The following is a 24,118-nucleotide window of genomic DNA, read 5'->3' as shown; positions in this document are numbered from 1 at the left end:
CCGAGTATAAAGAAGGAAGATTAGTGAAACCTTAATGCCACAAATCTGTGGTATGGGCCTTGCACGTGGCGCGTTTAGCGTCTTCACTGTAGGTGAGAGTGGTTATCCGGAGGTGAGTGTGGCAGAGCAGCTGGAGTTTTTCCCCATCCAGAGCCCGTGCCGGGGGATTTGTCAGGTGGATGAACGCGGATATTGCCGCGGGTGCATGCGTACCCGCGACGAGCGTTTTAACTGGCAAAACTTTAGCGACACGCAAAAGCAGGAGGTGTTACGCCTCTGCCGTCAGCGTCTTCTGCGCAAAATACGCGCAAACAAAGCCGGTGAGACCGAAGAACCCCAGCAACCTTCACTTTTTTAACACGGTAATTGCGTATACTCATGACATCACGTCCTTGAGGAAAATGTTATGGTTCAGCGAATTACCCTTGCCCCCCAGGGGCCAGAATTCTCCCGTTTTGTGATGGGCTACTGGCGCCTGATGGACTGGAATATGTCCCCCCTCCAGCTGGCGAGCTTTATTGAAGAGCATATCGATCTGGGCGTTACCACGGTCGACCATGCGGATATTTACGGTGGCTATCAGTGTGAAGCCGCATTCGGCGAGGCGCTCAAGCTGGTTCCGGCACTCCGCGACCGCATGGAGATCGTCACGAAGTGCGGGATTGCCACCACGGCAAAACCGGAACACGCCCTTGGGCATTACATCACCGACAGCGCGCATATCATCAAGAGCGCTGAGCAGTCGCTGGTCAATCTGGCGACCGACCGTATCGACCTGCTGTTAATCCATCGTCCGGACCCGCTCATGGATGCCGATGAGGTGGCAGAAGCCTTCCTGAACCTGCATCAGAGCGGCAAAGTGCGTCACTTTGGCGTTTCCAACTTTACCCCGGCGCAGTTTGCACTGCTTCAGTCTCGTCTGCCGTTTACCCTGGCCACCAACCAGGTGGAGATCTCCCCGGTACACCAGCCGCTGCTGCTGGACGGTACGCTCGACCAGCTGCAGCAGCTGCGCATTCGCCCGATGGCCTGGTCATGCCTGGGAGGCGGACGCCTGTTCAATGATGATGAATTCCAGCCGCTGCGTAACGAGCTGGACACCATCGCCCGCGAGCTGAACGCGGAGAGCATCGAACAGGTGGTTTACGCCTGGATCCTGCGTCTGCCGTCAAAACCGCTGCCGATTATTGGTTCTGGCAAAATTGAACGCGTGCGTTCTGCACTGGCCGCTGAAGAGCTGCAGATGACCCGCCAGCAGTGGTTCCGCATCCGCAAGGCTGCGCTGGGTTACGACGTGCCATAAACCGCCAGAAGATGACTTTCCGGTGAAATCTTTGCCCCTGGTATACACTTAAGGGGCAAAAAATAACCAGCGGAGGTCATATGAAGCGTTTTGCTCTGGCAATGGTCGCGCTGGTTGTTTGCGCAGGGGCGCAGGCAGCCAGCGACGAAGTGGAAATGAATCTCGTCACCTCTCAGGGTGTGGGTCAGTCCATCGGTACGGTGAAAATCACGGAAACCGATAAAGGACTGGAATTCGCCCCGAATCTTAAAGCACTCCCGCCCGGTGAGCATGGTTTTCATGTTCACGCCAAAGGAAGCTGCCAGCCCGCGTTAAAAGAGGGGAAACCGTCGGCTGCGGAAGCGGCAGGCGGTCACCTTGACCCGCAGCACTCCGGCAAGCATGAGGGCCCGGAAGGCATGGGACATCTGGGCGATCTGCCCGTGCTGGTGGTCAATAACGACGGTAAAGCCACCGATCCCGTTGTCGCGCCGCGTCTGAAAAAGCTGGATGAGGTGAAAGGCAAAGCGCTGATGATCCACGTCGGCGGCGACAATATGTCCGATCAGCCTAAACCGCTTGGCGGCGGCGGGGCGCGTTATGCCTGCGGCGTGATCTGATCCCCAATCGTACCCGGCGGTGGTGCCTGTTCCAGCTGCGACAGCGAGCAGTGTAGCCGCCAGATTATCGAGGCCAAATCGCGGGCGGCGGGGAGATGATGTCGTGCAAGCGTATCGCAGATCCGCTGCAGTTCATTCAGCGTGGCTTCCAGCGGCCGCTGCTGGACCCCGCGTTCGCTCATGACATCGCGCAGCAGGGAGATGCAAACGTCACGCACCTGCGACAGCGGGTCGGAACGCGTTTCCCACCCGCGAAGCTGCCAGACCACGTGCGAGCAGTTCAGCAGCACCACGCCCCAGCGCAGCAGCCAGCGCCGGGAAAGCGCGTCCTGGCTGTTATTGAGCTGGCTGACGTGATGATAAACCAGCGATTCATATTCACTCTCACGAAGATGCGGTTTGCGGCTGAGCTGATCGACAAACCCCCGGCGTAACTCCCGGATATGCCTGCGGCTTTTGCGGGCATCGGAGCCGGGACGCAGCACCGCGAAGGCCAGCCACGCCAGCCCCACGCCGAGGATCTTTGCGAGGTTGTCATTGAGAAAATCGGCGTAATCGTACACCGGTGGATTCGTCACGGAGATAAACGAGCCCATAAAGACAATCAGCTGTCCCCACAGTCCCGCCAGCTTCGGCATCTGCAGCTTGAGTAGCTGCATGGTGGTCAACAGCGGAAAGAGGAACAGCAGGAACTGCCAGAGATCGCTTATCTGCACCATCAGGCCAAACTTCACCACAAAACTGAACAGCGACAGCAGCACCAGGGTGCGCAGCAGGAGCGTCAGCGAGTTAAACGGCGAGGCCGCGACGGAGTAAAGCACGCAGCTGATGGCGGCGAGCGTCAGGGCCGCCGTACCGGACTCCCACTGCGTGGTGATACTCCACGCGCCCACCAGCATCAGCGCGCAAAAGGTGCGAAAACCGCTCCACAGCGCCTCCAGGTAGTCAGTATGGCGGGCGAGAGCCGGGCTCCCGGGAACGTTGAACTCCGTAACCGGGGTGGCGTTCTCTACCGCGTTAATCCAGCGGCTGCTGCGCAGGTAGAGGCGGCAAAAGTAATTCAACCGCTGCCAGAAGGCGCGATGGCGATAATCATATTCATCCACCGGGGCGAGCGGGGCGATTATTCGCGCGACCGTGTAGATGTCTGCATCCGGGCGCGCAAGGGTCGCGAGCAGCGTTTCAATCACCGCGCGCGTGTTTTCCGGCGGCGTTGGCCAGTTGAGCAGCATCCGGCGCAGGCTGGAGATGGCGCTGGTCATGCGCAGCTGCTGGTGCAGCAAATAGTTAAGCAGGGTGTTCTGACGGCGAAAGCGGTAGTGGCTCCAGAACGCCTGAATACGCAGCAGATTCATTGTCAGGATCTGTCCTATCACCTTTTCATGGGCGAGACGGATCTCATCGCTGGTATCCGGTTGCCACAGCAGGCTCGCGTGTTCAAGCAGCCGGGTGTGCATGGTTTTAAGGGCGGTGATGAGTGCGGTGCCGTCGGAAGTGCTGGGGAGGATCATCATCATAAATCCGCCGCAGAGGATCCCGACAATCACTTCGCAGACGCGCGCCTGTGCAATATCCCACAGCTCGGTGGTATCGAGCACATTCACCACCGGGAAGGCAATAATGGCGGCGGTATAGCCCGCCAGCTGGAAAGCGTAGGCGACGTTGTTGGTGAAATGGGCGCAGGCCCAGGTACAGCATCCCAGCCATGCCGCCATGCTCAGCAGGAACAGCCATGGGTCGTTCAGAGTGTGGCCGGCGATAATTAACGCCGCCGTGGCACCCAGCAGGCTGCCGGCGATACGCCCAAGGCTTTTACTGATCACCCCACCAACGGTGGGAAAACTCACCACTGCGGCAGAGGTCATCGCCCAGTACGGCTCATCCAGGTTCAGGTAATAGGCGACGGTCAGCGCCAGACACATGGCAATGCCGTTACGCAGCGCGTAGCGCCACTGAGGACGCGTCGCTTTCATCCACGGCGAGTTTTGCCAGGAGAGCGCCTGCAGCTTCATTAAGGGGTTCCGATGGAGACAGTGCAGGTGGTGCCGGATACCAGCGTGATGCCCTGCGGTAAATGGTCAAACTCCACGCGAACAGGCACGCGTTGAGCGAGACGCACCCAGGGGACGTTCGGCTTGATATCCGGCACCAGGCCAGAATCTGTTTCAACGCTTTGGTCGTAAATGGCGCGACCAATGCTGGATACGTGACCCTGTAACCTTTGCGGGCCGCTGTACAGCGTAATCGCTGCTGGCGATCCCTCGCGAATATGCCGAAGCTTGGTCTCTTCGAAGTAGCCCACTACGTAGAAGGAGTGGCTGTCGACCAGGGCAAAAACGGGCTGTCCCGTGGTGGCATAGTTACCCACGCGGGCGGAAAGGTTGGTCACCCATCCATCGACAGGGGCGGTAATCACGGTTTGGGTCAGCTCCCACTGCGCCTGCTTCAGCGTCGCCTCAGCCACGTTGACGCTCGCCTGCATCGCCTTAACGTTGAGGTTGGCGGTGTCTAAATCTTCCGCGGAGATGTAGTTTTGCGACAGGTGACGGCGGCGGTTGGCCTCGTTGTTGGCCTTTGCCAGATCAGACTGGGCTTTTGCCAGCTGCGCCTGGGCATTCAGAATCGCGATATGGTACGGCGTGTCGTCGATTCGGAATAAAACCTCTCCCTTTTTAACGTACTGGTTATCCTTAACCAGCAGCGACGTAATGCTTCCCGATACCTGCGGGGTAATGCTGACCTGCTCAGCGCGAATCTTACCGTCACGCGTCCAGGGTGACTGCATGTAATAATTCCATAGCCACCATCCGGCAACCAGCGCAAGGACCAGAACAAACAGGGTGGAAAAGTACTTCAGCGTTTTCAGGGGCATAGTCACCACACGATCAGAACAGCAAGGCCCAGGCATACACAGAGGGCAAACAGGGAAAGATCCATCAGCATGGGATGCCAGATTTCGCCGGAATACATCCAGTCGCGAAGCAGGCGATGCGCGATGAGCCAGAGAATAAAGCCCACCAGCACGGCCTTAAACAGAGGGGGAAAGTAGACTGACGCACCGAAGATCAGGTCCTGGAGGGGTAAACCCTCTGAGCGATGAAAAAAGGTCACGAGCAGAGATCCTTTGCAGTGAACAGAATGCCGTGTTGGCTTGTCTGAGTATGAAGAAGCATCACAATTCAGTGTAAGTCATACTTTTGAGTTAGATGAATGCAGTATTGCATTTGTTTTGCCATTACAAATGCTGCACACTATTCTAAAATCAGTATAATAACTTAGCAAGCTAATTATAAGGAGATGAAATTGGAATCGCCATTAGGTTCTGATCTGGCAAGGTTGGTACGCGTCTGGCGTGCTCTGATTGACCATCGCCTGAAACCTCTGGAATTGACGCAGACGCATTGGGTCACGCTGCACAACATTCATCAGCTGCCGCCCGACCAGTCGCAAATTCAACTGGCAAAAGCGATAGGCATTGAGCAACCGTCACTGGTGCGCACGCTTGACCAGCTGGAAGAGAAGGGGCTGATCTCCCGACAAACCTGCGCCAGCGATCGTCGCGCCAAGCGGATAAAACTCACTGAGAAAGCGGCGCCTATCATTACTGAAATGGAAGCTGTGATTACCAAAACGCGCGGTGAAATCCTTTCAGGCGTTTCACCGGCGGAGCTGGAAATGCTCATTAGCCTCATTGCTCGCCTTGAGCAAAACATCCATGAGCTACAGTCTCGCGACTGATCAACACTAAGGCCTTGCAACAGCAAGGCCTTTTTTTACTTAAAGACCACCACTCGATTACGGCCTGTCTCCTTCGCCTCATACATCGCCTTGTCGGCACTCTCCACGCACGCTTCTGCGGTCACGGACGATGACGTCGCCGTAAATACTCCCATGCTGATGGTAATCGGCTCAGGTAGCTGCCCTCCGCTGCTGGTTTTATCAAAGCTGCTTAGCTTCAACCGAATGCGTTCCGCCACCTGGTGGGCTGCATCTGAAGAGGTGTTGGCCAGCATCAGCACAAACTCCTCACCGCCGATTCGAGCCGCGATGTCCTGCGGGCGTACGGAATCCATCAGCAGATTGGCGACAAACTGTAAGACTTTGTCTCCCTGAAGGTGGCCATAGTTATCGTTGATACGCTTGAAGCGGTCGAGATCGCTGACGATAACCGAAACTGGGCGGCTGGGTTTCGCCATGTCCAGCGCCTGGTTTAACGATTCATAAAAATAGCTACGGTTATAAAGGCGCGTAAGCGGATCGCGAATCGAATTTTGATATGACTGCTGATATTTTAAATGGGAATCACGGTACAGCATGAAGACGTCGTAGAGCAGTACAAAAATAATCATCAGCGTAGCGACGGTTTCAAATAGCCGGGCGCGATACCACGATATATCTTCAGCATGTCCGCCTACTAACAGCATGGCGAGCGTGACGATATAGCAAACGCACAGGAAATTTCCGCCTACCCAGAATAAATTGCGCACGCGCGTGACAAACATCAGCGTTACTAATGAAACCACCCAGAAGACAATTAAAGAAATATTTATGCATTGGCTCCAGAGCACCATAAACTGACGGGTTTCGTTATCAACCAGGTCAATGGATAACAAGGGCGAGTGACTGGAATATATCCAGGCCAGTCCCACAACGCAGGCGGTAAAGAGAAACGCCCCGCTCACAATTGAGATATGCGCCAACCGTGAAAAGGGGAAATCGCGCGTAGGATAGAGTATTGCCGCAACGATGAACAACACCGCCATTAAAAAGTGGCGGAACATAAAGTAGATCATCGCATCGTTGTAGTTCACGACGTTGAACTGATAGAGGTTCAGCCATGCTGGAAAGCTGGACAGCGTTCCGACCATCAACAGTGCCGAACCGGCAAAGGCAAAGGTGATCGCAACCAGATAGAGCCGCCGCTTATCACACCAGTATTTCATTGCCATAAAGCAGGCAATAAACAGGTGAAACACGAGTAAAAAAATGGTGAGCGTAGGGAACAAAAGAGGCGAGAAGGAGGGAACCCATTCAACCACTTTTGAAAAGAGAGCTTGTAATATTCCGATGACGACAAGGCAACCGAAACAGAACGAGATATAACGACCTTTTAGACAACGACTATTCGCAAGCATATAAGTTTTTACAAAATGAGAAATAAATTATGAAGAGGTAATTGCGAAGAGTCTAAGCAAGTAATCCAATAAATACTTTGCGCGGAGACAATATACGATGAGATTAAATATTTGTGGGGCGAATATATTTTGTAAAAATATTCGTATAAGTGATGTATATTGTAAATGGATGTGGCCCAATGGCCACATCCATTTTTAATTAACGTGGAGAAACGGTCACCTGGCTTCCGTTGCTTGCCAGCACAACGCGCTGACCTGCGGAGAAGCGTGTGCTGCCTTGTTTCTGAACAACCATAATGGTGCTGCCGTCGTCTTTACGAATTTCCAGCTCGACGCCCTGAGTTTTGTTCATCGCACCCTGAACACCCTGGCCTGCTACACCACCGGCCACTGCGCCTGCGGCTGTTGCCAGAGAACGGCCCGTACCGCCGCCGACGGTATTACCCAGGAAACCACCCAGAACGGCACCGCCGATGGCGCCCATCACGTTGTTTTCATCACCACCCTGAATCTGTACAGGGCGTGCGTTAACAACGGTACCGTAAGTCACGTTCTGAACCTGTTTCGCTTCAGAAGCGCTATAAACGTCGCCAGAAAGTGAACTGTCATTCACACAGCCAGCCAGAGTTAAACCAATCAGCGAAACGCCCAGTACACGTAAAATCATTTGAATCTCCTGTTCACCAAAAACGCCCGATGGGGGGCATCCGTTATGGCTAAATTATATGGCATAAAGGGCCATCGTTCATATCTTTGCACTAACAATAGGAAAATTGTACTTGAATTTGACTTAACGAGACATAAACAGGATCCGCCCACGCTACCCGTCTGACATTGTTAAAAAATATTATTGCCGGATGGCAAAGCGACGCCGTTTATGGTTGAGTGGATATCCTTAGCCCACGCAACGTAAGGAAAGCGCATGAAATCGGGTCGCTACATTGGTGTGATGTCAGGCACCAGTCTGGATGGGGTAGATGTCGTTCTGGCCGCCATTGATGAGAACATGGTGGCGCAGCAGGCGAGCCTGACCTGGCCAATCCCCATTTCACTGAAAGAGGATATTCTCAGTATCTGTCAGGGGCAGCAGCTGACCCTTTCGCAGCTTGGACAGCTGGATGTCCGCCTGGGGGCGCTGTTTGCGGATGCGGTGCAGGCTTTGATGCAAAAAGAACATCTTCGTCCGCAGGATGTGGTGGCCATCGGGTGTCACGGACAAACGGTCTGGCATGAACCCATCGGCGATGCCCCGCACACCCTGCAAATCGGCGATAACAACCAGATTGTGGCGAAAACGGGCGTCACGGTGGTCGGCGATTTCCGTCGTCGCGATATTGCCCTTGGCGGACAGGGCGCACCGCTGGTGCCCGCGTTTCATCAGGCACTACTGGCGCACCCTTCAGAACGGCGTATGGTGCTCAACATTGGTGGGATCGCCAATCTGTCGATGCTTATTCCGGGGCAGCCGGTCCGGGGCTACGATACCGGCCCGGGCAATATGTTAATGGATGCCTGGATCTGGCGTCAGTGCGGTCAACCGTATGATAAAAACGCGGAGTGGGCGAGTGAGGGTAAGGTGATTCTCCCGCTGCTGCAGTCCATGCTGAGCGATCCTTATTTTGCCTTACCGGCACCGAAAAGCACGGGGCGTGAATACTTCAACTTTGGCTGGCTTGAGCGCCAGCTGGCGTCATTCCCGGCGCTCGCGCCGCAGGATGTTCAGGCGACGCTTGCCGAGCTTACGGCCGTGTCGATTTCTGAACAGGTGCTGCTTAGCGGCGGATGTGAACGCCTGCTGGTGTGCGGCGGGGGAAGCCGTAACCCGCTGGTGATGGCGCGTCTTGCCGGGCTGCTGCCGGGTACCGAAGTGTCGACGACCGATGAGGCCGGCATCAGCGGGGATGATATGGAGGCGCTGGCCTTTGCCTGGCTTGCCTGGCGCACCGTTGCCGGGCTGCCGGGCAATTTACCGTCGGTAACCGGCGCGCGCGAGGCGAGCGTGCTAGGGGCGATTTTCCCGGCAAATCCGCGTCATAATCAGAGTTAACTGAAATTCAGCGCGGCGCGTCGTCGTTAGAATGGAACGAAACAGGGGGGCAGCCATGCCCTCCAGGACCAGGATAGTCTTCGGAATATGCCCATGAAAAAACTTCTTCTTATTGCCGCCCCTTTGCTGCTGTCAGGATGCAGCGTCTACAACCAGCTCGTTGAGCGCATGCAGACCGATACCCTGGAGTATCGCTGCGACGAAAAACCGCTGACCGTGAAGCTGAACAATCCGCGCCAGGAAGCCAGTTTTGTTTACGACAATAAATTGCTGACGCTGAAGCAGGGCATTTCGGCCTCGGGCGCACGCTACACCGACGGTATCTATGTCTTCTGGTCGAAAGGCGACAGCGCCACGGTCTACAAACGCGACCGTATTGTGCTGAACAATTGCCAGCTCGAAAATCCGAAGCGTTGAGATTTTTACAGGGGCGGCGCACAATAGCGCCACCCACTCTCAATGTCAGCTAACGCCATGTCAGATAACGACGAACTGCAGCAAATTGCGCATCTGCGCCGTGAATACACCAAAGGCGGCCTGCGTCGCCAGGATCTTCCCGCTGAACCCCTCGTGCTTTTTGAACGCTGGCTGAAACAGGCCTGCGAAGCGAAACTTGCCGACCCAACGGCGATGGTTGTCGCAACGGTAGATGAAAACGGTCAACCGTATCAGCGTATCGTATTGCTCAAGCATTATGACGAGAAAGGGCTGGTGTTCTATACCAACCTTGGCAGCCGCAAAGCGCATCATCTGGAAAACAATCCGCGTATCAGCCTGCTGTTCCCGTGGCACATGCTGGAACGTCAGGTGATGGTGACCGGCAAAGCGGAACGTCTCTCGACGCTGGAAGTGGTGAAGTATTTCCACAGTCGTCCGCGTGACAGCCAGATTGGCGCCTGGGTATCAAAACAGTCCAGCCGCATTTCCGCCCGCGGCGTGCTGGAAAGTAAATTTCTCGAGCTGAAGCAGAAGTTCCAGCAGGGTGAAATCCCGCTGCCGAGCTTCTGGGGTGGTTTCCGCATCCCGATTGAGCAAATCGAATTCTGGCAGGGGGGCGAACATCGCCTGCACGACCGCTTTTTATACCAGCGCGAGAATGGCGGCTGGAAAATCGACAGACTGGCGCCGTAATCCCCGAAATTTGTTGATTTAAGCGCTAGCGCACACCGCGCTTGCGCTTTATTCTATGGTCCTTTCGCATCAGGCGAAAAGTCGTGTACCGGCAAAGGTGCAGTCGTTTATACATGGAGAATTTGATGGCAAGCAGTAACTTGATTAAACAATTGCAAGAGCGGGGCCTCGTGGCCCAGGTGACGGACGAGGAAGCGTTAGCAGAGCGACTGGCGCAAGGCCCGATCGCGCTCTATTGCGGCTTCGATCCCACCGCTGACAGCTTGCATTTGGGGCATCTTGTTCCATTGTTATGCCTGAAACGCTTCCAGATGGCGGGCCATAAGCCTGTTGCCCTGGTGGGCGGCGCGACCGGTCTGATTGGTGACCCAAGCTTCAAAGCCGCTGAGCGTAAACTGAACACCGAAGATACCGTGCAGGAGTGGGTCGATAAGATCCGCAAACAGGTTGCACCGTTCCTCGACTTCAACTGTGGCGATAACGCCGCGATTGCCGCGAACAACTACGACTGGTTTGGCAGCATGAACGTGCTGACCTTCCTGCGCGACATCGGCAAGCACTTCTCTGTTAACCAGATGATTAACAAAGAGGCCGTGAAGCAGCGTCTGAACCGTGACGACCAGGGTATCTCCTTTACCGAGTTCTCCTACAACCTGCTGCAGGGGTATGACTTTGCCTGCCTGAACAAACTGCACGGTGTTTCCCTACAGATTGGCGGTTCTGACCAGTGGGGTAATATCACCTCCGGTATCGACCTGACCCGTCGCCTGCACCAGAATCAGGTCTTTGGTCTGACCGTTCCGCTGATTACCAAAGCTGACGGTACCAAATTTGGTAAAACCGAAGGCGGCGCGGTATGGCTCGATCCGAAGAAAACCAGCCCGTACAAATTCTACCAGTTCTGGATCAACACGGCGGATGCCGATGTTTATCGCTTCCTGAAGTTCTTCACCTTTATGGATATTGAAGACATCAATGCGCTGGAAGAAGAAGACAAGAACAGCGGTAAAGCGCCACGCGCGCAGTACGTGCTGGCAGATGAAGTGACCAAACTGGTTCACGGTGAAGAAGGTCTGGCTGCGGCAAAACGCATTACCGCAAGCCTGTTCAACGGTACCCTGAGCGATCTGAGCGAAGCGGACTTCGAACAGCTGGCGCAGGACGGCGTGCCAATGGTTGAGATGGAGAAAGGGGCTGACCTGATGCAGGCGCTCGTGGACTCTGAGCTCCAGCCTTCCCGCGGTCAGGCGCGTAAAACCATCGCCTCAAACGCGATCACCATCAACGGTGAAAAGCAGGCTGACCCGGAATACACCTTTGTTGATGGCGACCGTCTGTATGGCCGCTACACCCTGCTGCGTCGCGGTAAGAAAAACTACTGCCTTGTCTGCTGGAAATAATTAACAGTCTCGAGGGGCGTGGGAAACCACGCCCCTTTTGTTTTTTCAGGGTTGGGTAAGCATAAAATGAAGAACATCCTCGCCATTCAGTCCCACGTTGTTTTTGGACATGCTGGCAACAGCGCTGCGGAATTCCCGATGCGCCGCCTCGGCGTCAACGTCTGGCCCCTCAATACCGTTCAGTTCTCTAACCACACGCAGTATGGAAAATGGACCGGCTGCGTGATGCCGCCTTCGCACCTCACCGAGGTTGTGCAGGGCATTGCCGATATCGACCAGCTCAAGCGCTGTGACGCCGTATTGAGCGGTTATCTTGGTTCAGCGGAGCAGGGGGAACATATCCTCGGCATCGTGCGTCAGGTAAAGGCTGCCAACCCGTCGGCAAAATACTTCTGCGACCCCGTCATGGGCCATCCGGAAAAAGGCTGTATCGTGGCGCCAGGCGTGGCAGAATTCCACGTCCGGCACGCGCTGCCCGCCAGCGATATCATTGCGCCAAACCTGGTCGAACTGGAAATTCTCTGCGAGCATCCGGTTAACAGCGTAGAAGAGGCCGTAAGCGCGTCACGCGAGCTGATCGCGCAGGGGCCTGAGGTTGTGCTGGTAAAACACCTCGCGCGCGCAGGGCTAAGCCAGGATCGCTTTGAGATGCTGCTGGTGACGAAGGATGATGCCTGGCATATCAGCCGTCCGCTGGTGGATTTTGGCCCGCGTCAGCCGGTGGGCGTGGGCGATGTGACCAGCGGGCTGCTGCTGGTGAAACTGCTTCAGGGTGCAACGGTGAGGGACGCGCTGGAGCACGTTACGGCAGCGGTGTACGAAATTATGATTGCGACGAAAGAGATGCAGGAATATGAACTGCAGGTGGTCGCGGCACAGGATCGTATCGCGAAGCCGGAGCACTATTTCAGCGCAACCCAGCTTTAAACGATGCCGGGTGGCGCTGCGCTTACCCGGCCTACAAAACCCGTAGGCCCGTGCCAGCGCAGTGCCGCCGGCGATATTAGTTAAGACCTTCCGCTTTCAGCGCTGCAGCCACCGCAGGACGTTCAGCCACGCGTTTCATATACGATGCAATGTGGTCTAACCCTTCCAGATTCAGCTTAACCGCACGTGCCCAGCGCAGCACGGTGAACAGATACGCATCAGCGATCGTGAAGCGTGAGCCGCCAATCCACTGTTCGTCTTTCAGCGATTCGTTAACGTACTGCAGCTTTTTCTCCAGCAGGGCGCGCAGGGTCGGCTTAAACTCTTCCGGCGTATCCGGGCGGAACAGCGGCGTAAAGCCTTTGTGCAGCTCGGTGGCAATGTAGTTCAGCCATTCCAGCGTTTTATAGCGAGAAATGGTACTGACCGGGGCCAGCAGCTGGCGATCGGGCACGCTATCGGCCAGGAACTGCATAATCGCCACGCCTTCGGTCAGCAGGGTACCGTCATCCAGCAGGAGCGCCGGAACCTGTCCTTTCGGGTTAATGGCAAGAAAATCATCGCCGTTTTCCAGACGTTTTTTCATCAGATCAACGCCATCCAGCGTGAAATCTTTGCCGCTCTCGCGCAGGGTGATATGGGAAGCAAGAGAGCACGCGCCCGGTTTGTAGAACAGTTTCATCGGTAACTCCTTTTCGCTGAGGTTTCAGCTATGTTAGTGCGCAAACGGATAAAAAAAAAGCCGCTAATCAATTAGCGGCTTCTGGTCAGTCGTTTCTCACGGATTTCACGCAGTAGCGGTTTTGGTCGCCTTAGCGGTCTTGTCGTCGTCCTGAGTCATGCGATTCAGTTTCGGTGCGGTCAGCAGCATCAGAGCGGCAATAACGGCAGTCGCGATACCAATCTGCATGAACACGGTACCGTAGACGTTCAGGGAAACCAGTGGGTCAGTGACGTTTTCCGGCACGGCCATCAGGTTCGCAATCTTACCGGCGATAATTGCTGCACCGGCAGTGGTCAGGAACCAGCTACCCATAATGAAGCCCATCAGACGCTGCGGAACCAGCTGTGCAACCATTGCCAGACCCAGACCAGAGATCATCAGTTCGCCGATAGACTGCAGCGCGTAGCTCAGGATCAGCCAGTTAACGGATACGATACCGGCGTCGGTAGCAAATTTGGTACCCAGCGGCAGTACCAGGAACGCGCCGGAACACAGCACCATACCGATAGCAAACTTGTGCGGCATTGGCAGACGGTCGCCCATCTTGTTATAGATCGCGGCCAGAATCGGGCTACCAATCATGATCCAGAACGGGTTCAGTGCCTGATACTGCTCCGGTTCGAACGCGATGCCCAGAATAGAGTGCTCAACGTTACGAATGGCGAAGAAGTTCAGAGAGGTTGGCATCTGGCTGTACAGCACGAAGAAGATAATCGCTTCCAGCATCAGAATGAAGGCCACGATCATCTTACGACGGGCAGCACCCTGCATAGCGAATGCTTCTTTCGCGAAGATAACCACGATACCCAGCGCCACAACGCCCAGAACGGCACGTGCGATACCCTGGTTGTGCAGCAGCCAGGTAGCGATGGCCGCCAGGACCACAACGCCTACGATGGTCGCCAGCAGTTTGCCCATATGCACAGGCTCGAAGTCTGGTTTTGAACCGTAGTTTTTAACCCAGCTGCGGCAGAACAGGAAGTTCACCACGGTGATCAGCATACCGACGAAGCTCAGTGCAAACGCCACGCTCCAGCCGAATTTCGCTGCGAGCCATGGGGTTGCCAGCATCGAGAAGAACGAACCGATGTTGATGGACATGTAGTACATGGTAAATGCACCGTCCAGACGCGGGTCATCTTTGCTGTAGCAGGTAGAGAGCAGGGAAGACGGGTTCGCTTTGAACAGACCGTTACCCACGGCGATCGTGGCCATGCCCATATACACGACAGCGGCATCATGCCCTGACCATGCTACCAGTCCATAGCCAATCGCCAGAACAATGGCGCCCAGCATGATGACACGTTTAGTTCCGAGGACTTTATCGCCCAGCCAGCCGCCGATAGCGACCAGACCGTACACCAGAGCACTGAAGGAGGAGAACAGCGTGATGGAATCGGCTTCGGACATACCCAGCTGTTTCACCAGGTAAACCGCCATGATCCCTTGCAGGCCGTAGTAACCAAAACGCTCCCATAACTCGATAGAGAAGATGAGATAGAACGCTTTAGGTTGTTTAAAAGCGTTCAGACTCACGCTTTCATCTGTTGGTTTATTGTTTGCAGTCGACACATATACCTCTTTTTTTACATCCCATATTAACGGGGGTGTTCATAGCGTGATGGCCGTAGTCCATACGCCTTATAGTTATATTGGGAGGAGAAACGGCGGGTAATGTTCACTATCCTGCCCCATCTGGCAATACGTTTGTAATAATCTGTTACATATATCCTGAATGGTATAATCGTCGGTTCATGCAAATGTTATTCAGCGTTAAATTTCATACGCTGAGTAAAGGTAGTTTTTTCGACTGGTAATCACCGGTCAGTACGGGCTGTTGGCGATATGTTCTGCTATTTGCCGCTTGTGGCAGTGATATAGCCCATATTCTGAAAAATAGCTGGTCTTATCGTCGGCAAAGAAAGAGGAGTGTCTTGTCAGATAAAGGGTTTAGGTCGATTTTGACAACAAAAATACAACATGAAGTTATCAGGGTGATCGCGATCACAGATGTATAGAAATTTTCGGCTATGAAAAAAGTATTAACCTGTTTCAGCGTTAAAGAGCCGAATAAGTGACAGGTGAGGCGAAACGAAAGGCGGACAAATAACGGTCAAAAGAAGAGCGTTTGAAAGCCCTTCTTTAGTCAGGGGATTGAGATGCCTCAGGGGTACACTTTTTCTTTGTATTCGCAGAGATCTTCAATAATGCAGGAGCCGCAGCGAGGCTTACGGGCAATACATGTGTAACGACCGTGCAGAATCAGCCAGTGATGGCAATCAACCTTAAATTCTGCCGGAACCACTTTCAGCAGCTTCTCTTCGACCTGCTCGACATTTTTTCCCGGCGCGAAGTTGGTCCGGTTAGACACGCGAAAGATATGCGTATCTACGGCGATAGTGGGCCAGCCAAACGCGGTATTGAGTACTACGTTCGCGGTTTTACGACCCACGCCCGGCAAGGCTTCCAGCGCAGCGCGGTCTTCCGGCACTTCGCCTCCGTGCTGCTCCAGCAAAATTCGGCAGGTCTTGATGACGTTCTCGGCTTTGCTGTTAAACAGGCCGATGGTTTTGATATAGGACTTCACGCCTTCCACGCCCAGCTCCAGCATGGCCTTCGGCGTATTGGCGACCGGATAGAGCAGGGCGGTGGCTTTATTGACGCTCACGTCGGTAGCCTGTGCAGAGAGCAACACGGCGATCAGCAGCTCAAACGGGGAGGTAAAATTCAGCTCCGTCGTCGGGTGCGGGTTCTCGTCCCGCAGACGGGTCAGGATCGCAATGCGCTTTTCTTTATTCATGAGGCCTTCTCGGGTGTCCCTTCCAGAACGCTGCGCTCAGCCGCGCGGCGCTTACGTTTCTCGTCAATCAGGTATTTTATCGCCAGCATCATGCCAAGACCAATAAACGCGCCAGGCGGCAGCATCGCCAGCAGGAATGGCGTATCGGTGTGAAATACTTCAATACGCAGCGCTTTGGCCCAGCCGCCCAGCAGCGCATCAGCGCCGTCGAACAGCGTACCGTTGCCGAGGATCTCGCGCAGCGAGCCCAGCACGAACATGGCGCAGGTGGCACCCATGCCAATAGAAAAACCGTCCAGCGCCGACATGGCCGGACTGTTTTTCACCGCAAAGGCTTCCGCACGCCCGACCACGATACAGTTGGTGACGATAAGGGGAATGAAGATCCCGAGCGACTGGTACAGACCAAACGCGTAGGCGTTAATCAGCATCTGAACAATACTGACCACCGACGCAATGATCATGACGTAAATAGGAATACGAATTTCCGACGGCGTCCAGCGGCGCAGGGCAGAGATGGAGAGGTTGGTCAGGGTCAATACCAGCGTGGTTGCCAGACCCAGACCGAGCGCGTTGGTGGCGGTGGATGTCACCGCCAGCAGTGGGCACATGCCCAGAAGCTGTACCAGCGCGGAGTTGTTTTTCCACAACCCCTGGACAATAACCTCTTTAACCTGGCTCATGATTACTCCTCACAGGCCGGAAGATTGTTGATTTGCGCGGGCAGCGTTTCAGCGTATAGCCCGGCTCGTTTTACGGCATTCACCACCGCACGTGGGGTGATGGTCGCCCCGGTGAACTGGTCAAACTCGCCGCCATCTTTCTTCACCGCAAACGCGGTGTCATCTTCACCATGGATCACTTTACCGGCAAAGTGCAAAATCCAGTCGCTCAGACGGGTTTCAATTTTATCGCCAAGACCCGGCGTTTCATGGTGTTCCGTCACGCGGGTGCCCAGTATGGTGCCGGAGAAATCGCTGCCCACAAGCAGCTGAATGGCACCGGAATAGCCGTCAGGCGCCGTCGCTTCCATCACCGCGCCGACCGGTTTATCCCCTTTGCGGGCAATGAAGAGGCGGTGCGGGCCTTTCCCAAGCTGCGGCGCGTCTACCACGAAGCAGCTTTTTTGCAGGTCGTTATCGTAGAAGTCGGACGGGATCACCTGATCGAACAGGGCCTTTTGCTGCTTCGAGGCCTGTTCTTCAATGGTCGTTTTGGTCAGCGCATTTACCAGCGCCGTAAGCCCTGTCAGGACCGCGGCGAAGACAGCCAGCGTGACGCCGTGTTTTTGCATCGTTTTGAACATGGCGAGACCCTTAGCGATGGCCGTACACGCGCGGACGCGTGTAATAGTCGATGAGCGGAACGGTAATGTTGGCAAGCAGGACGGCAAAAGCCACGCCGTCCGGGTACCCGCCAAAGCTGCGGATGAGCCAGACCAGCAGGCCTGCCAGCGCGCCGAAGATCAGGCGCCCGCGGTTAGTCGTTGAGGCCGTCACCGGATCCGTCAGGATAAAGAAGGCACCCAGCATGGTCGCCCCGGAGAGCAGGTGCAGCTGCGGGCTGGCCAGTGATTCAGGAGAGAATACCCAGCCCAGCGTGGCGCAGACCGCCAGCGTCACGAGGAAGCTGACCGGAATATGCCAGCGGATGGCTTTCTGCTGCAGCAGGAACAGGCCGCCCAGCAGATACGCCAGGTTGACCCACTGCCAGCCGGCACCCGCCAGTACGCCGCTGTAGATGGCGGATTTCATGATCTGCTCAACGCTGTGTCCGGCATGCAGGGACGTTTTAAAGGTATCAAGCGGCGTCGCCTGGCTGATCCCGTCCACGCCCATACGCAGCGCGTTCATATCCGCACCGAGCGCCGTATGGCCGGTAAAGATCACGTGCAGAGCATCCATGAAGCCCGGAACCGTGGCCGCAATCTCGTGCGGTGGCAGCCAGCTGGTCATCTGTACCGGGAAGGAGATCAGCAGCACCACGTAGCCAATCATCGCCGGGTTAAACGGGTTATGGCCCAGTCCACCATACAGCTGTTTGGCAATGATCACGGCAAACACGGTGCCGAGGACCACCATCCACCATGGAGCAAACGGCGGGATACTGATCGCCAGCAGCAGCCCGGTCAGCAGCGCGGAGTTATCAGCCAGAATGCGGGAGACCGCCGCCTTGCGCAGCTTAAGGACAAGGGCTTCCGCCGCTAAGGCGCTGGCACAGCCCAGGATTATCTGGAACAGGGTTCCCCAGCCGAAAAACCAGCACTGAACGGCAATGCCCGGCAGCGCCGCCAGGCAGACCAGCATCATAATGCGCGATGTCTGGCGCTGATTGTGGGTGTAAGGGGAGCTTGCGATTCTGAAAACCATTTAATCCTCGTTAACTGCTTGCTGTGCGGCTTTCTTTGCCTGAACGCGCGCAATGGCGGCGGCGACGGCGGCTTTGCGCGGGTCATCGTTGGCGGCCTGCGGCTGCTCATCCTGCTGCGCCGCTTTGCGTGCTTTAGCGCGGGCAATCGCCGCTTCGACGGCGGCTTTACGCGGATCGACCGGCGCGTCGGGTTCTGCGGTTGGCGTCTGCTGCGCCGCTTTGCGGGCTTTGGCACGGGCAATCGCTGCCTCAACGGCCGCTTTGCGAGGGTCGACCGCTTCCTGCTCAACCACCACGTTCTGCTCGCCGGCTTTGCGCGCTTTGGCACGGGCTATTGCCGCTTCAACGGCCGCTTTACGCGGGTCGATCTCAGCATCCGTCTGGACCGTTTGCGCTTTTTCAGCCTGACGGGCGCGAGCCTGAGCTTTACGCACTTCACGCGCCGCAATGGCTTCGCTGTTGTCCGGCTTCTCGCCAGCCGGGATCACCACAGGCTGCGCCGCGGTCGCTTTTTTCTCGCGAACGCGGGCCAGTGCGGCGTTAATCGCATCCTGATCTTTCTCGCCGGGCTGAACGGCGGCCTGCTTATGGCGCTCCTGACGGGCGATTTTTTCACGCTCCAGTCGTGCCTGGCGCGCTTCAAAGCGTGCCTTGGCTTCCGCCGCGCGTTTTTCTTCCATGGAGATGGCATAAATTTCCGCCTTCTCCTGGCGGAAATACTGCACCAGAGGAATGTTGCTAGGGCAGACCCAGGCGCAGGCGCCGCATTCGATGCAGTCGGCCAGGTTATGGGCTGTCGCCTTGTCGTGCAGCTGGCCTTTGCTGTACCAGTACAGCTGCTGCGGAAGCAGATCCGCCGGGCAGGCGTCGGCACAGGCGCTGCAGCGAATACAGCCTTTTTCTTCCTGCTCTTCACCCATCTCGGTCGGGGAAGGGGCGAGCAGGCAGTTGGTGATTTTGACTACCGGCACATCGAGCCACGGCAGGGTAAAGCCCATCAGCGGGCCGCCCATGATCACCATCTGGTCGCTTGACGGGCAAAACTCAGCCTGCTCCAGCAGGTGACGCACCGGCGTACCCAGACGCGCCCAGACGTTGCCCGGACGAGAGACCGCTTCCCCGGTCAGCGTTACCACGCGTTCGGTCAGCGGCTCGCCGTCGATCACCGCGCGCTTCACGGCGTACGCGGTCCCGACGTTCTGCATCAGCACGCCGATATCTGAAGAGCGTCCGCCGTGCGGAACCTGCTTACCGGTGAGAATTTGCGTCAGCTGTTTAGCACCGCCAGAGGGGTATTTGGTCGGGATAACGCGCAGGCTAATATCGTGACTTCCCGCCAGCACGGCGCGCAGCATTGAGATAGCCTGTGGTTTATTGTCTTCGATACCGATCAGCACTTCTCGCGGCTGCAGAATGTGCGCAAGGATGCGGATGCCTTCCACCACCTGGGCGGCACAGTCCTGCATCAGACGATCGTCGGCGGTGATGTACGGTTCGCATTCGGCGGCGTTGATAATCAGCGTCTGAATGTTCTCGCCACCGCCGCGCAGCTTGACGCCGGTCGGGAAGCCTGCGCCACCCAGGCCAGCAACGCCGAACTGATGAATGCGTTCGATAAGCGCCTCGCGGCTGCGGGAGCGGTAGTCGCTCCAGCCATCGCGGTCGATCCAGCGGTCTTCGCCGTCGGCTTCAATAATCACGCTCAGCTCTGCGAGCGCTGACGGATGCGCCACCGTATGAGGCGCGATAGCGACCACCTTACCGGAGGTGGGGGCGTGCACCGGCAGCATACGTCCGCGACCAAAGGTCAGCGGCTGGCCGCGAAGAACCGTATCGCCTTCTTTCACGCACAGCTCACCCTCCGCGCCAATGTGCTGCTTGAGCGGCATGACGAAACGGGTCGCCAGCGGTATTTGACGCAGCGGCGTGCCGTTAGACTGGGTTTTCATCTCCGGTGGGTGAATACCCCCGTCAAAGTCCCAAATCTTCTCTTTTCTGAAAGCAGAAAATAACTTAAGCATGTTGTTCCACAGGAATATTGCGAACCGGAATGGTTTGAAGATCCCATTTCCAGCTTTCGGTAGTCGTTTCAACCGGGCGCAGCTCGATACATTGCGTCGGGCAGGGGGCTACGCAGAGGTTACAGCCGGTGCACAGGTCCGCCACCACGGTGTGCATGGCGCGCGTGGCGCCAACAATGGCGTCGACCGGGCAGGCCTGAATACATTTGGTACAGCCGATGCAGTTCGCTTCGTCGATCACGGCCAGCGCGCGGACCGGATCCTGCACGTCCGCGTCGCCATCAACCGGCTGCGGATCAACGTTAAGCAGGGCGGCAATTTTCAGCATGACTGCTTCGCCGCCGGGGGCGCAGCGGTTAATTTTTTCGCCCTGGATGCCTACCGCTTCAGCGTAAGGGCGGCAGCCCGGGTAGCCACACTGCCCGCACTGGCTTTGCGGCAGAAGCTCATCAATTTTCTCAACAACGGGATCGTCCTCTACCGCGAAACGGCGGGAGGCGTAACCCAGGATAAGGCCAAACACCAACCCCAGGACGCTGATAGAGGCGATGGCAATCCAGATAGCATTCATTACAACTTCACCAGACCACTAAAGCCCATAAAGGCCAGAGACATTAAACCGGCGGTGACCAGCGCAATCGCGTTACCGCGGAAGGGCGCAGGAATATCCGCTGCTGCCAGGCGCTCGCGAATAGAGGCAAACAGCACCATGACCAAAGAGAAACCGACAGCCGCAGAAAAACCATACAGCGCCGATTGCATAAAGTTATGACCCAGGTTGATGTTCAGCAGCGCCACGCCGAGAACGGCGCAGTTAGTGGTGATCAGCGGCAGGAAGATGCCCAGCAGGCGATAGAGCGCCGGGCTGGTTTTGCGCACCACCATTTCGGTAAACTGCACCACCACCGCGATAACCAGAATAAAGGCCAGCGTACGGAGATAGGTTAACCCCAGCGGGATGAGGATCCAGGTATCAATCCACCACGTGCAGATGGACGCCAGCGTCATGACGAAGGTCGTCGCCAGCCCCATACCCATTGCCGTTTCCAGCTTTTTGGAAACGCCCATAAACGGGCACAGGCCAAGGAACTTCACCAGAACGAAGTTGTTAACCAGCACGGTGCCGACAAAGAGCAGTAAGTAATCGGTCATTATTTAGCCTGAAATAAAAAAGCCGCCTATTATCGGACAAACCCAGGCAGGCGACAACAGGTTATCTGTAGGGTTATTACGGGTTCACGAAGGTGTTTTTCACCCGCGTCGAACGCTTGAAGTAGGGCACCAGCAGCGCCGCGGCCAGCAACGGGAAAAGCAGCTGACGAACGGCCAGCGCGTCTGAAACGGGCGAAAAAGCAAACGCCTTCACCGCCAGCAGGACCGAAACCAGCAGCCAGATAATGTAGTGCTTAGGCACATTCTTACGGCGCTTAAAGAAGGCGATGGTCAGCCACAGCGTGTAGTACCACATCCCAATCGCGAAAACGAACGACACAAACCACAAAGCAATATTAAGCACGCTTTGCGACAACAGGGTCTGAATGGCGTGAGGGGTAATCAGTGCGGTGGTATAAAGCAGCAGCGCAAGTGATGCGCTTAATAAGGCAACCAGCAGCCATGCCAGTGGGGCGATTAACCAGCCTCCAATGCGTTCTCCAGGCGTTGCGGTCATGAACTCTCCCATAATCTGCGCGAAATGTTGTACAGCCAGTTGGCAGGGCGGAGAGTATATAACATTTCGCGCGGATGGCTACTTTCTTATAAAACGTAACGCCACACGGACTTTGGCACTTCGCCGACGTTGAACAAACGGCCACCGGAGACCAGCTCCGCACGGCGATGGTCAGCGGCGCGATACATATTAATGATTTCCTGATTATCCGACAGGGTGTAGTTCAGATGGTCAAACAGTTTTTCCAGGCTCTCAAGCGAATTGATCTTGCGAAATTTTAATAAATAGTCCTGAACTGTCATATTAATAAGTTTCCATATAAAAGTGAGTAATACCAGTTAAGGTAATTCGTTCGAATAATAAACGGATTAATAAAGACGTAAACAGCCCACTCAGGTAACGCGACGAAATTAGGAGTTTTCTTTGCTGAAATTCAGGCATCAGACGATGCCTGGAAGAGAAGGTTAACCGTGTTCACCAGGGCTGGCAATAAGTAACTGACATATTATGTCACTCTTTATTGCAGTAACCGGTTACTTAGGTTGAGCGACGGTGACAGGCTCCGGCGGCTGGTAGTTATCGATATGGCTGGCAACGCCCAGCAAAATGACCGACACCCCAAGGACAATCCATCCCGCTAATTCAATGATTCGATTAATAATTGACGTCATGATGTGTAATTGTACTTTATCCATAAAGACAGGGCGCAAATGTTACAGCGACGTTTCCCTGACGGCAAGGGCTTTGGGAACGGTTCCCTTAAACAAAATCAGTAGGTTAATACTATGTAACAAAAACAATCCGTATAACCTGCTATTTTACGTCATACGGCACATTATTAATCCGTGATAATGCCAGACTAGCCAGTGTGAAATAAGAACGACTTAAAAGAGGATGACACTATGAGTGATAATATCCGCGTTGGGCTTATTGGTTACGGGTACGCGAGCAAAACGTTTCATGCGCCTCTGATAGCCGGGACGCCGGGGATGGCGCTGGCGGCGGTATCCAGCAGCGACGCTGCTAAAGTCCATGCAGACTGGCCTTCTGTGCCGGTTGTCTCCGAGCCAAAACATCTTTTCAACGATCCAAACATTGATTTAATCGTCATTCCCACGCCGAACGATACCCACTTTCCGCTGGCAAAGGCCGTGCTGGAAGCCGGGAAGCATGTGGTTGTCGATAAGCCCTTTACTGTGACACTGTCACAGGCTCGCGAGCTGGATGCGCTGGCAAAGAGTCTGGGCAGGCTGCTGTCGGTGTTCCATAACCGCCGCTGGGACAGTGATTTTCTGACGGTAAAACGGCTTCTCAGTGAAGGTACGTTAGGGGAGATCCTCTTTTTTGAGTCGCACTTTGACCGCTTTCGCCCGCAGGTACGAAACCGCTGGCGCGAGCAGGCCGGTCCTGGCAGCGGTATCTGGTATGATTTAGCCCCGCATCTGCTGGATCAGGCCGTCAATCTGTTTGGCCTGCCGGTGAGCATGACGGTCGATCTGGCCCAGCTCAGGCCCGGTGCGCAGACGACCGATTACTTCCACGCGGTGCTCAGTTACCCGCAGCGGCGAATTGTGCTGCACGGGACGATGGTCGCGGCGGCAGAATCTGCCCGTTACATTATTCACGGCACGCGCGGCAGCTACGTGAAGTTTGGTCTCGATCCGCAGGAAGACAGGCTGAAAAACGGTGAGCGTCTGCCGCAGGAAGACTGGGGCTATGATATGCGCGACGGCGTCGTCACGCGGGTGGAAGGCGAGGAGCTGGTCGAGGAGACCTTGCTGACGATACCGGGTAACTATCCGGCGTATTATGCCGCTATCCGCGATGCGCTGAACGGCACGGGAGAGAATCCGGTTCCGGCCAGCCAGGCAATACAGATTATGGAGCTGATTGAGCTGGGGATCGAATCTGCCAAACATCGCGCGACGCTCTGTCTGGCATAGTTTTTTAATATTTTGTAGGCCGGGTAAGCGTCAGCGCCACCCGGCAACG

At 55.6% G+C, this 24,118-nt stretch carries 27 protein-coding genes; 10 read left to right on the top strand and 17 right to left on the bottom strand.

The window, feature by feature from the left end:
* Positions 1-118 precede the first annotated feature (118 nt).
* The 3 genes from C6A40_RS04755 (at position 119) to sodC (ending at position 1,902) form a co-directional block, all read left to right on the top strand.
* On the top strand, positions 119-358 hold the full coding sequence (locus C6A40_RS04755; RefSeq protein WP_008500587.1) for a DUF1289 domain-containing protein: 240 nt from the start codon (positions 119-121) through the stop codon (positions 356-358).
* Positions 359-406: 48 nt separating this feature from the next.
* Positions 407-1,303 (top strand): aldo/keto reductase, encoded by an 897-nt coding sequence (locus C6A40_RS04750; protein ID WP_021241132.1) that lies wholly within the window; start codon positions 407-409, stop codon positions 1,301-1,303.
* An 80-nt stretch (positions 1,304-1,383) separates the two neighbouring features.
* Positions 1,384-1,902, top strand: a complete 519-nt coding sequence (gene sodC / locus C6A40_RS04745) for a superoxide dismutase [Cu-Zn] SodC (RefSeq protein ID WP_008500584.1) — start codon at positions 1,384-1,386, stop codon at positions 1,900-1,902.
* On the opposite strand, the gene C6A40_RS04740 is transcribed toward sodC, so the two are convergent.
* From C6A40_RS04740 to C6A40_RS04730, 3 genes are read right to left on the bottom strand one after another with little or no spacing between them, the layout of a single operon-like run.
* Positions 1,881-3,914 (bottom strand): FUSC family protein, encoded by a 2,034-nt coding sequence (locus tag C6A40_RS04740; RefSeq protein ID WP_023292628.1) that lies wholly within the window; start codon positions 3,912-3,914, stop codon positions 1,881-1,883. The two genes, sodC and C6A40_RS04740, sit on opposite strands and share 22 nt — an antisense overlap.
* A complete protein-coding gene (locus tag C6A40_RS04735; protein WP_045336062.1) occupies positions 3,914-4,774 on the bottom strand; it encodes an efflux RND transporter periplasmic adaptor subunit in 861 nt (286 codons plus the stop codon). Before C6A40_RS04735 ends, C6A40_RS04740 begins: the two co-directional genes overlap by 1 nt.
* A gap of 2 nt (positions 4,775-4,776) precedes the next feature.
* Positions 4,777-5,013, bottom strand: coding sequence for a DUF1656 domain-containing protein (locus C6A40_RS04730; RefSeq protein WP_008500581.1), 237 nt, complete (start codon positions 5,011-5,013; stop codon positions 4,777-4,779).
* Positions 5,014-5,199: 186 nt separating this feature from the next.
* Here C6A40_RS04730 and slyA point away from each other — a divergent pair, with 186 nt between their 5' ends.
* Positions 5,200-5,640, top strand: a complete 441-nt coding sequence (gene slyA, locus C6A40_RS04725) for a transcriptional regulator SlyA (RefSeq protein WP_021241135.1) — start codon at positions 5,200-5,202, stop codon at positions 5,638-5,640.
* A 35-nt stretch (positions 5,641-5,675) separates the two neighbouring features.
* Here the strand turns inward: slyA and C6A40_RS04720 are convergent, their stop codons facing one another.
* Together C6A40_RS04720 and slyB are read right to left on the bottom strand one after the other, a co-directional pair.
* Positions 5,676-7,037: a sensor domain-containing diguanylate cyclase gene (locus C6A40_RS04720; protein WP_045336061.1), complete on the bottom strand. Its 1,362-nt coding sequence runs from the start codon at positions 7,035-7,037 to the stop codon at positions 5,676-5,678.
* A gap of 199 nt (positions 7,038-7,236) precedes the next feature.
* The gene (gene slyB / locus C6A40_RS04715; RefSeq protein WP_008500578.1) at positions 7,237-7,704 is read right to left on the bottom strand and encodes an outer membrane lipoprotein SlyB; all 468 of its coding nucleotides are present in this window, start codon (positions 7,702-7,704) and stop codon (positions 7,237-7,239) included.
* A 255-nt stretch (positions 7,705-7,959) separates the two neighbouring features.
* Between slyB and anmK the strand changes: the two genes are divergently transcribed.
* The 5 genes from anmK (at position 7,960) to pdxY (ending at position 12,542) form a co-directional block, all read left to right on the top strand.
* Positions 7,960-9,084: an anhydro-N-acetylmuramic acid kinase gene (gene anmK, locus C6A40_RS04710; RefSeq protein WP_023343975.1), complete on the top strand. Its 1,125-nt coding sequence runs from the start codon at positions 7,960-7,962 to the stop codon at positions 9,082-9,084.
* Between the two features lie 87 nt (positions 9,085-9,171).
* The gene (gene mliC, locus C6A40_RS04705) at positions 9,172-9,501 is read left to right on the top strand and encodes a C-type lysozyme inhibitor (RefSeq protein ID WP_085930290.1); all 330 of its coding nucleotides are present in this window, start codon (positions 9,172-9,174) and stop codon (positions 9,499-9,501) included.
* Between the two features lie 57 nt (positions 9,502-9,558).
* Entirely contained in the window at positions 9,559-10,215 is a 657-nt protein-coding gene (pdxH, locus tag C6A40_RS04700) for a pyridoxamine 5'-phosphate oxidase (RefSeq protein WP_008500575.1), read from the top strand.
* A 125-nt stretch (positions 10,216-10,340) separates the two neighbouring features.
* On the top strand, positions 10,341-11,615 hold the full coding sequence (gene tyrS, locus C6A40_RS04695) for a tyrosine--tRNA ligase (RefSeq protein ID WP_008500574.1): 1,275 nt from the start codon (positions 10,341-10,343) through the stop codon (positions 11,613-11,615).
* A gap of 66 nt (positions 11,616-11,681) precedes the next feature.
* The gene (pdxY, locus tag C6A40_RS04690) at positions 11,682-12,542 is read left to right on the top strand and encodes a pyridoxal kinase PdxY (protein WP_045336060.1); all 861 of its coding nucleotides are present in this window, start codon (positions 11,682-11,684) and stop codon (positions 12,540-12,542) included.
* Between the two features lie 76 nt (positions 12,543-12,618).
* Here pdxY and gstA read toward each other — a convergent pair whose 3' ends face one another.
* From gstA to blr, 12 genes are all read right to left on the bottom strand, one after another.
* A complete protein-coding gene (gene gstA / locus C6A40_RS04685) occupies positions 12,619-13,224 on the bottom strand; it encodes a glutathione transferase GstA (protein ID WP_008500572.1) in 606 nt (201 codons plus the stop codon).
* Between the two features lie 105 nt (positions 13,225-13,329).
* A complete protein-coding gene (dtpA, locus tag C6A40_RS04680; protein ID WP_008500571.1) occupies positions 13,330-14,838 on the bottom strand; it encodes a dipeptide/tripeptide permease DtpA in 1,509 nt (502 codons plus the stop codon).
* A 592-nt stretch (positions 14,839-15,430) separates the two neighbouring features.
* Entirely contained in the window at positions 15,431-16,066 is a 636-nt protein-coding gene (gene nth, locus C6A40_RS04675) for an endonuclease III (protein WP_008500570.1), read from the bottom strand.
* Complete coding sequence (locus C6A40_RS04670; RefSeq protein ID WP_008500569.1) at positions 16,063-16,749, bottom strand: electron transport complex subunit E; 687 nt, start codon at positions 16,747-16,749, stop codon at positions 16,063-16,065. The genes nth and C6A40_RS04670 overlap by 4 nt, the downstream gene beginning before the upstream one ends.
* 2 nt (positions 16,750-16,751) lie before the next feature.
* A complete protein-coding gene (gene rsxG / locus C6A40_RS04665; protein WP_023327216.1) occupies positions 16,752-17,372 on the bottom strand; it encodes an electron transport complex subunit RsxG in 621 nt (206 codons plus the stop codon).
* 10 nt (positions 17,373-17,382) lie between these two features.
* A complete protein-coding gene (rsxD, locus tag C6A40_RS04660) occupies positions 17,383-18,435 on the bottom strand; it encodes an electron transport complex subunit RsxD (RefSeq protein WP_008500567.1) in 1,053 nt (350 codons plus the stop codon).
* Positions 18,436-20,457 (bottom strand): electron transport complex subunit RsxC, encoded by a 2,022-nt coding sequence (gene rsxC, locus C6A40_RS04655; RefSeq protein WP_045336057.1) that lies wholly within the window; start codon positions 20,455-20,457, stop codon positions 18,436-18,438.
* A complete protein-coding gene (gene rsxB / locus C6A40_RS04650; protein ID WP_045336056.1) occupies positions 20,450-21,028 on the bottom strand; it encodes an electron transport complex subunit RsxB in 579 nt (192 codons plus the stop codon). Before rsxB ends, rsxC begins: the two co-directional genes overlap by 8 nt.
* Complete coding sequence (gene rsxA, locus C6A40_RS04645; RefSeq protein ID WP_114191243.1) at positions 21,028-21,609, bottom strand: electron transport complex subunit RsxA; 582 nt, start codon at positions 21,607-21,609, stop codon at positions 21,028-21,030. The genes rsxB and rsxA overlap by 1 nt, the downstream gene beginning before the upstream one ends.
* A gap of 76 nt (positions 21,610-21,685) precedes the next feature.
* Positions 21,686-22,126: a DUF2569 domain-containing protein gene (locus C6A40_RS04640; protein WP_021241142.1), complete on the bottom strand. Its 441-nt coding sequence runs from the start codon at positions 22,124-22,126 to the stop codon at positions 21,686-21,688.
* Between the two features lie 86 nt (positions 22,127-22,212).
* A complete protein-coding gene (gene ydgT / locus C6A40_RS04635; protein ID WP_006174966.1) occupies positions 22,213-22,428 on the bottom strand; it encodes a transcription modulator YdgT in 216 nt (71 codons plus the stop codon).
* Between the two features lie 231 nt (positions 22,429-22,659).
* Positions 22,660-22,785, bottom strand: coding sequence for a division septum protein Blr (gene blr / locus C6A40_RS04630; RefSeq protein ID WP_168112406.1), 126 nt, complete (start codon positions 22,783-22,785; stop codon positions 22,660-22,662).
* A gap of 243 nt (positions 22,786-23,028) precedes the next feature.
* Between blr and C6A40_RS04625 the strand changes: the two genes are divergently transcribed.
* Complete coding sequence (locus C6A40_RS04625) at positions 23,029-24,069, top strand: oxidoreductase (protein WP_045336055.1); 1,041 nt, start codon at positions 23,029-23,031, stop codon at positions 24,067-24,069.
* Positions 24,070-24,118: the final 49 nt, after the last annotated feature.

The sequence above is a fragment of the Enterobacter sp. GER_MD16_1505_Eko_090 genome, assembly GCF_003331015.1.
GTDB classification, from domain to species: domain Bacteria; phylum Pseudomonadota; class Gammaproteobacteria; order Enterobacterales; family Enterobacteriaceae; genus Enterobacter; species Enterobacter roggenkampii.
This window is presented reverse-complemented; position numbering and strand designations above follow the sequence as displayed.

Coding starts and splice junctions, on each gene's coding strand:
- pdxH (WP_008500575.1), top strand. CDS start 9,559: ATGTCAGATAACGACGAACTGCAGCAAATTGCGCATCTGCGCCGTGAA.
- rsxB (WP_045336056.1), bottom strand. CDS start 21,028: ATGAATGCTATCTGGATTGCCATCGCCTCTATCAGCGTCCTGGGGTTG.
- rsxD (WP_008500567.1), bottom strand. CDS start 18,435: ATGGTTTTCAGAATCGCAAGCTCCCCTTACACCCACAATCAGCGCCAG.
- rsxC (WP_045336057.1), bottom strand. CDS start 20,457: ATGCTTAAGTTATTTTCTGCTTTCAGAAAAGAGAAGATTTGGGACTTT.
- gstA (WP_008500572.1), bottom strand. CDS start 13,224: ATGAAACTGTTCTACAAACCGGGCGCGTGCTCTCTTGCTTCCCATATC.
- slyA (WP_021241135.1), top strand. CDS start 5,200: ATGAAATTGGAATCGCCATTAGGTTCTGATCTGGCAAGGTTGGTACGC.
- sodC (WP_008500584.1), top strand. CDS start 1,384: ATGAAGCGTTTTGCTCTGGCAATGGTCGCGCTGGTTGTTTGCGCAGGG.
- C6A40_RS04750 (WP_021241132.1), top strand. CDS start 407: ATGGTTCAGCGAATTACCCTTGCCCCCCAGGGGCCAGAATTCTCCCGT.
- C6A40_RS04640 (WP_021241142.1), bottom strand. CDS start 22,126: ATGACCGCAACGCCTGGAGAACGCATTGGAGGCTGGTTAATCGCCCCA.
- C6A40_RS04625 (WP_045336055.1), top strand. CDS start 23,029: ATGAGTGATAATATCCGCGTTGGGCTTATTGGTTACGGGTACGCGAGC.
- C6A40_RS04735 (WP_045336062.1), bottom strand. CDS start 4,774: ATGCCCCTGAAAACGCTGAAGTACTTTTCCACCCTGTTTGTTCTGGTC.
- rsxA (WP_114191243.1), bottom strand. CDS start 21,609: ATGACCGATTACTTACTGCTCTTTGTCGGCACCGTGCTGGTTAACAAC.
- tyrS (WP_008500574.1), top strand. CDS start 10,341: ATGGCAAGCAGTAACTTGATTAAACAATTGCAAGAGCGGGGCCTCGTG.
- C6A40_RS04670 (WP_008500569.1), bottom strand. CDS start 16,749: ATGAGCCAGGTTAAAGAGGTTATTGTCCAGGGGTTGTGGAAAAACAAC.
- C6A40_RS04720 (WP_045336061.1), bottom strand. CDS start 7,037: ATGCTTGCGAATAGTCGTTGTCTAAAAGGTCGTTATATCTCGTTCTGT.
- pdxY (WP_045336060.1), top strand. CDS start 11,682: ATGAAGAACATCCTCGCCATTCAGTCCCACGTTGTTTTTGGACATGCT.
- ydgT (WP_006174966.1), bottom strand. CDS start 22,428: ATGACAGTTCAGGACTATTTATTAAAATTTCGCAAGATCAATTCGCTT.
- C6A40_RS04740 (WP_023292628.1), bottom strand. CDS start 3,914: ATGAAGCTGCAGGCGCTCTCCTGGCAAAACTCGCCGTGGATGAAAGCG.
- mliC (WP_085930290.1), top strand. CDS start 9,172: ATGCCCATGAAAAAACTTCTTCTTATTGCCGCCCCTTTGCTGCTGTCA.
- rsxG (WP_023327216.1), bottom strand. CDS start 17,372: ATGTTCAAAACGATGCAAAAACACGGCGTCACGCTGGCTGTCTTCGCC.
- nth (WP_008500570.1), bottom strand. CDS start 16,066: ATGAATAAAGAAAAGCGCATTGCGATCCTGACCCGTCTGCGGGACGAG.
- anmK (WP_023343975.1), top strand. CDS start 7,960: ATGAAATCGGGTCGCTACATTGGTGTGATGTCAGGCACCAGTCTGGAT.
- slyB (WP_008500578.1), bottom strand. CDS start 7,704: ATGATTTTACGTGTACTGGGCGTTTCGCTGATTGGTTTAACTCTGGCT.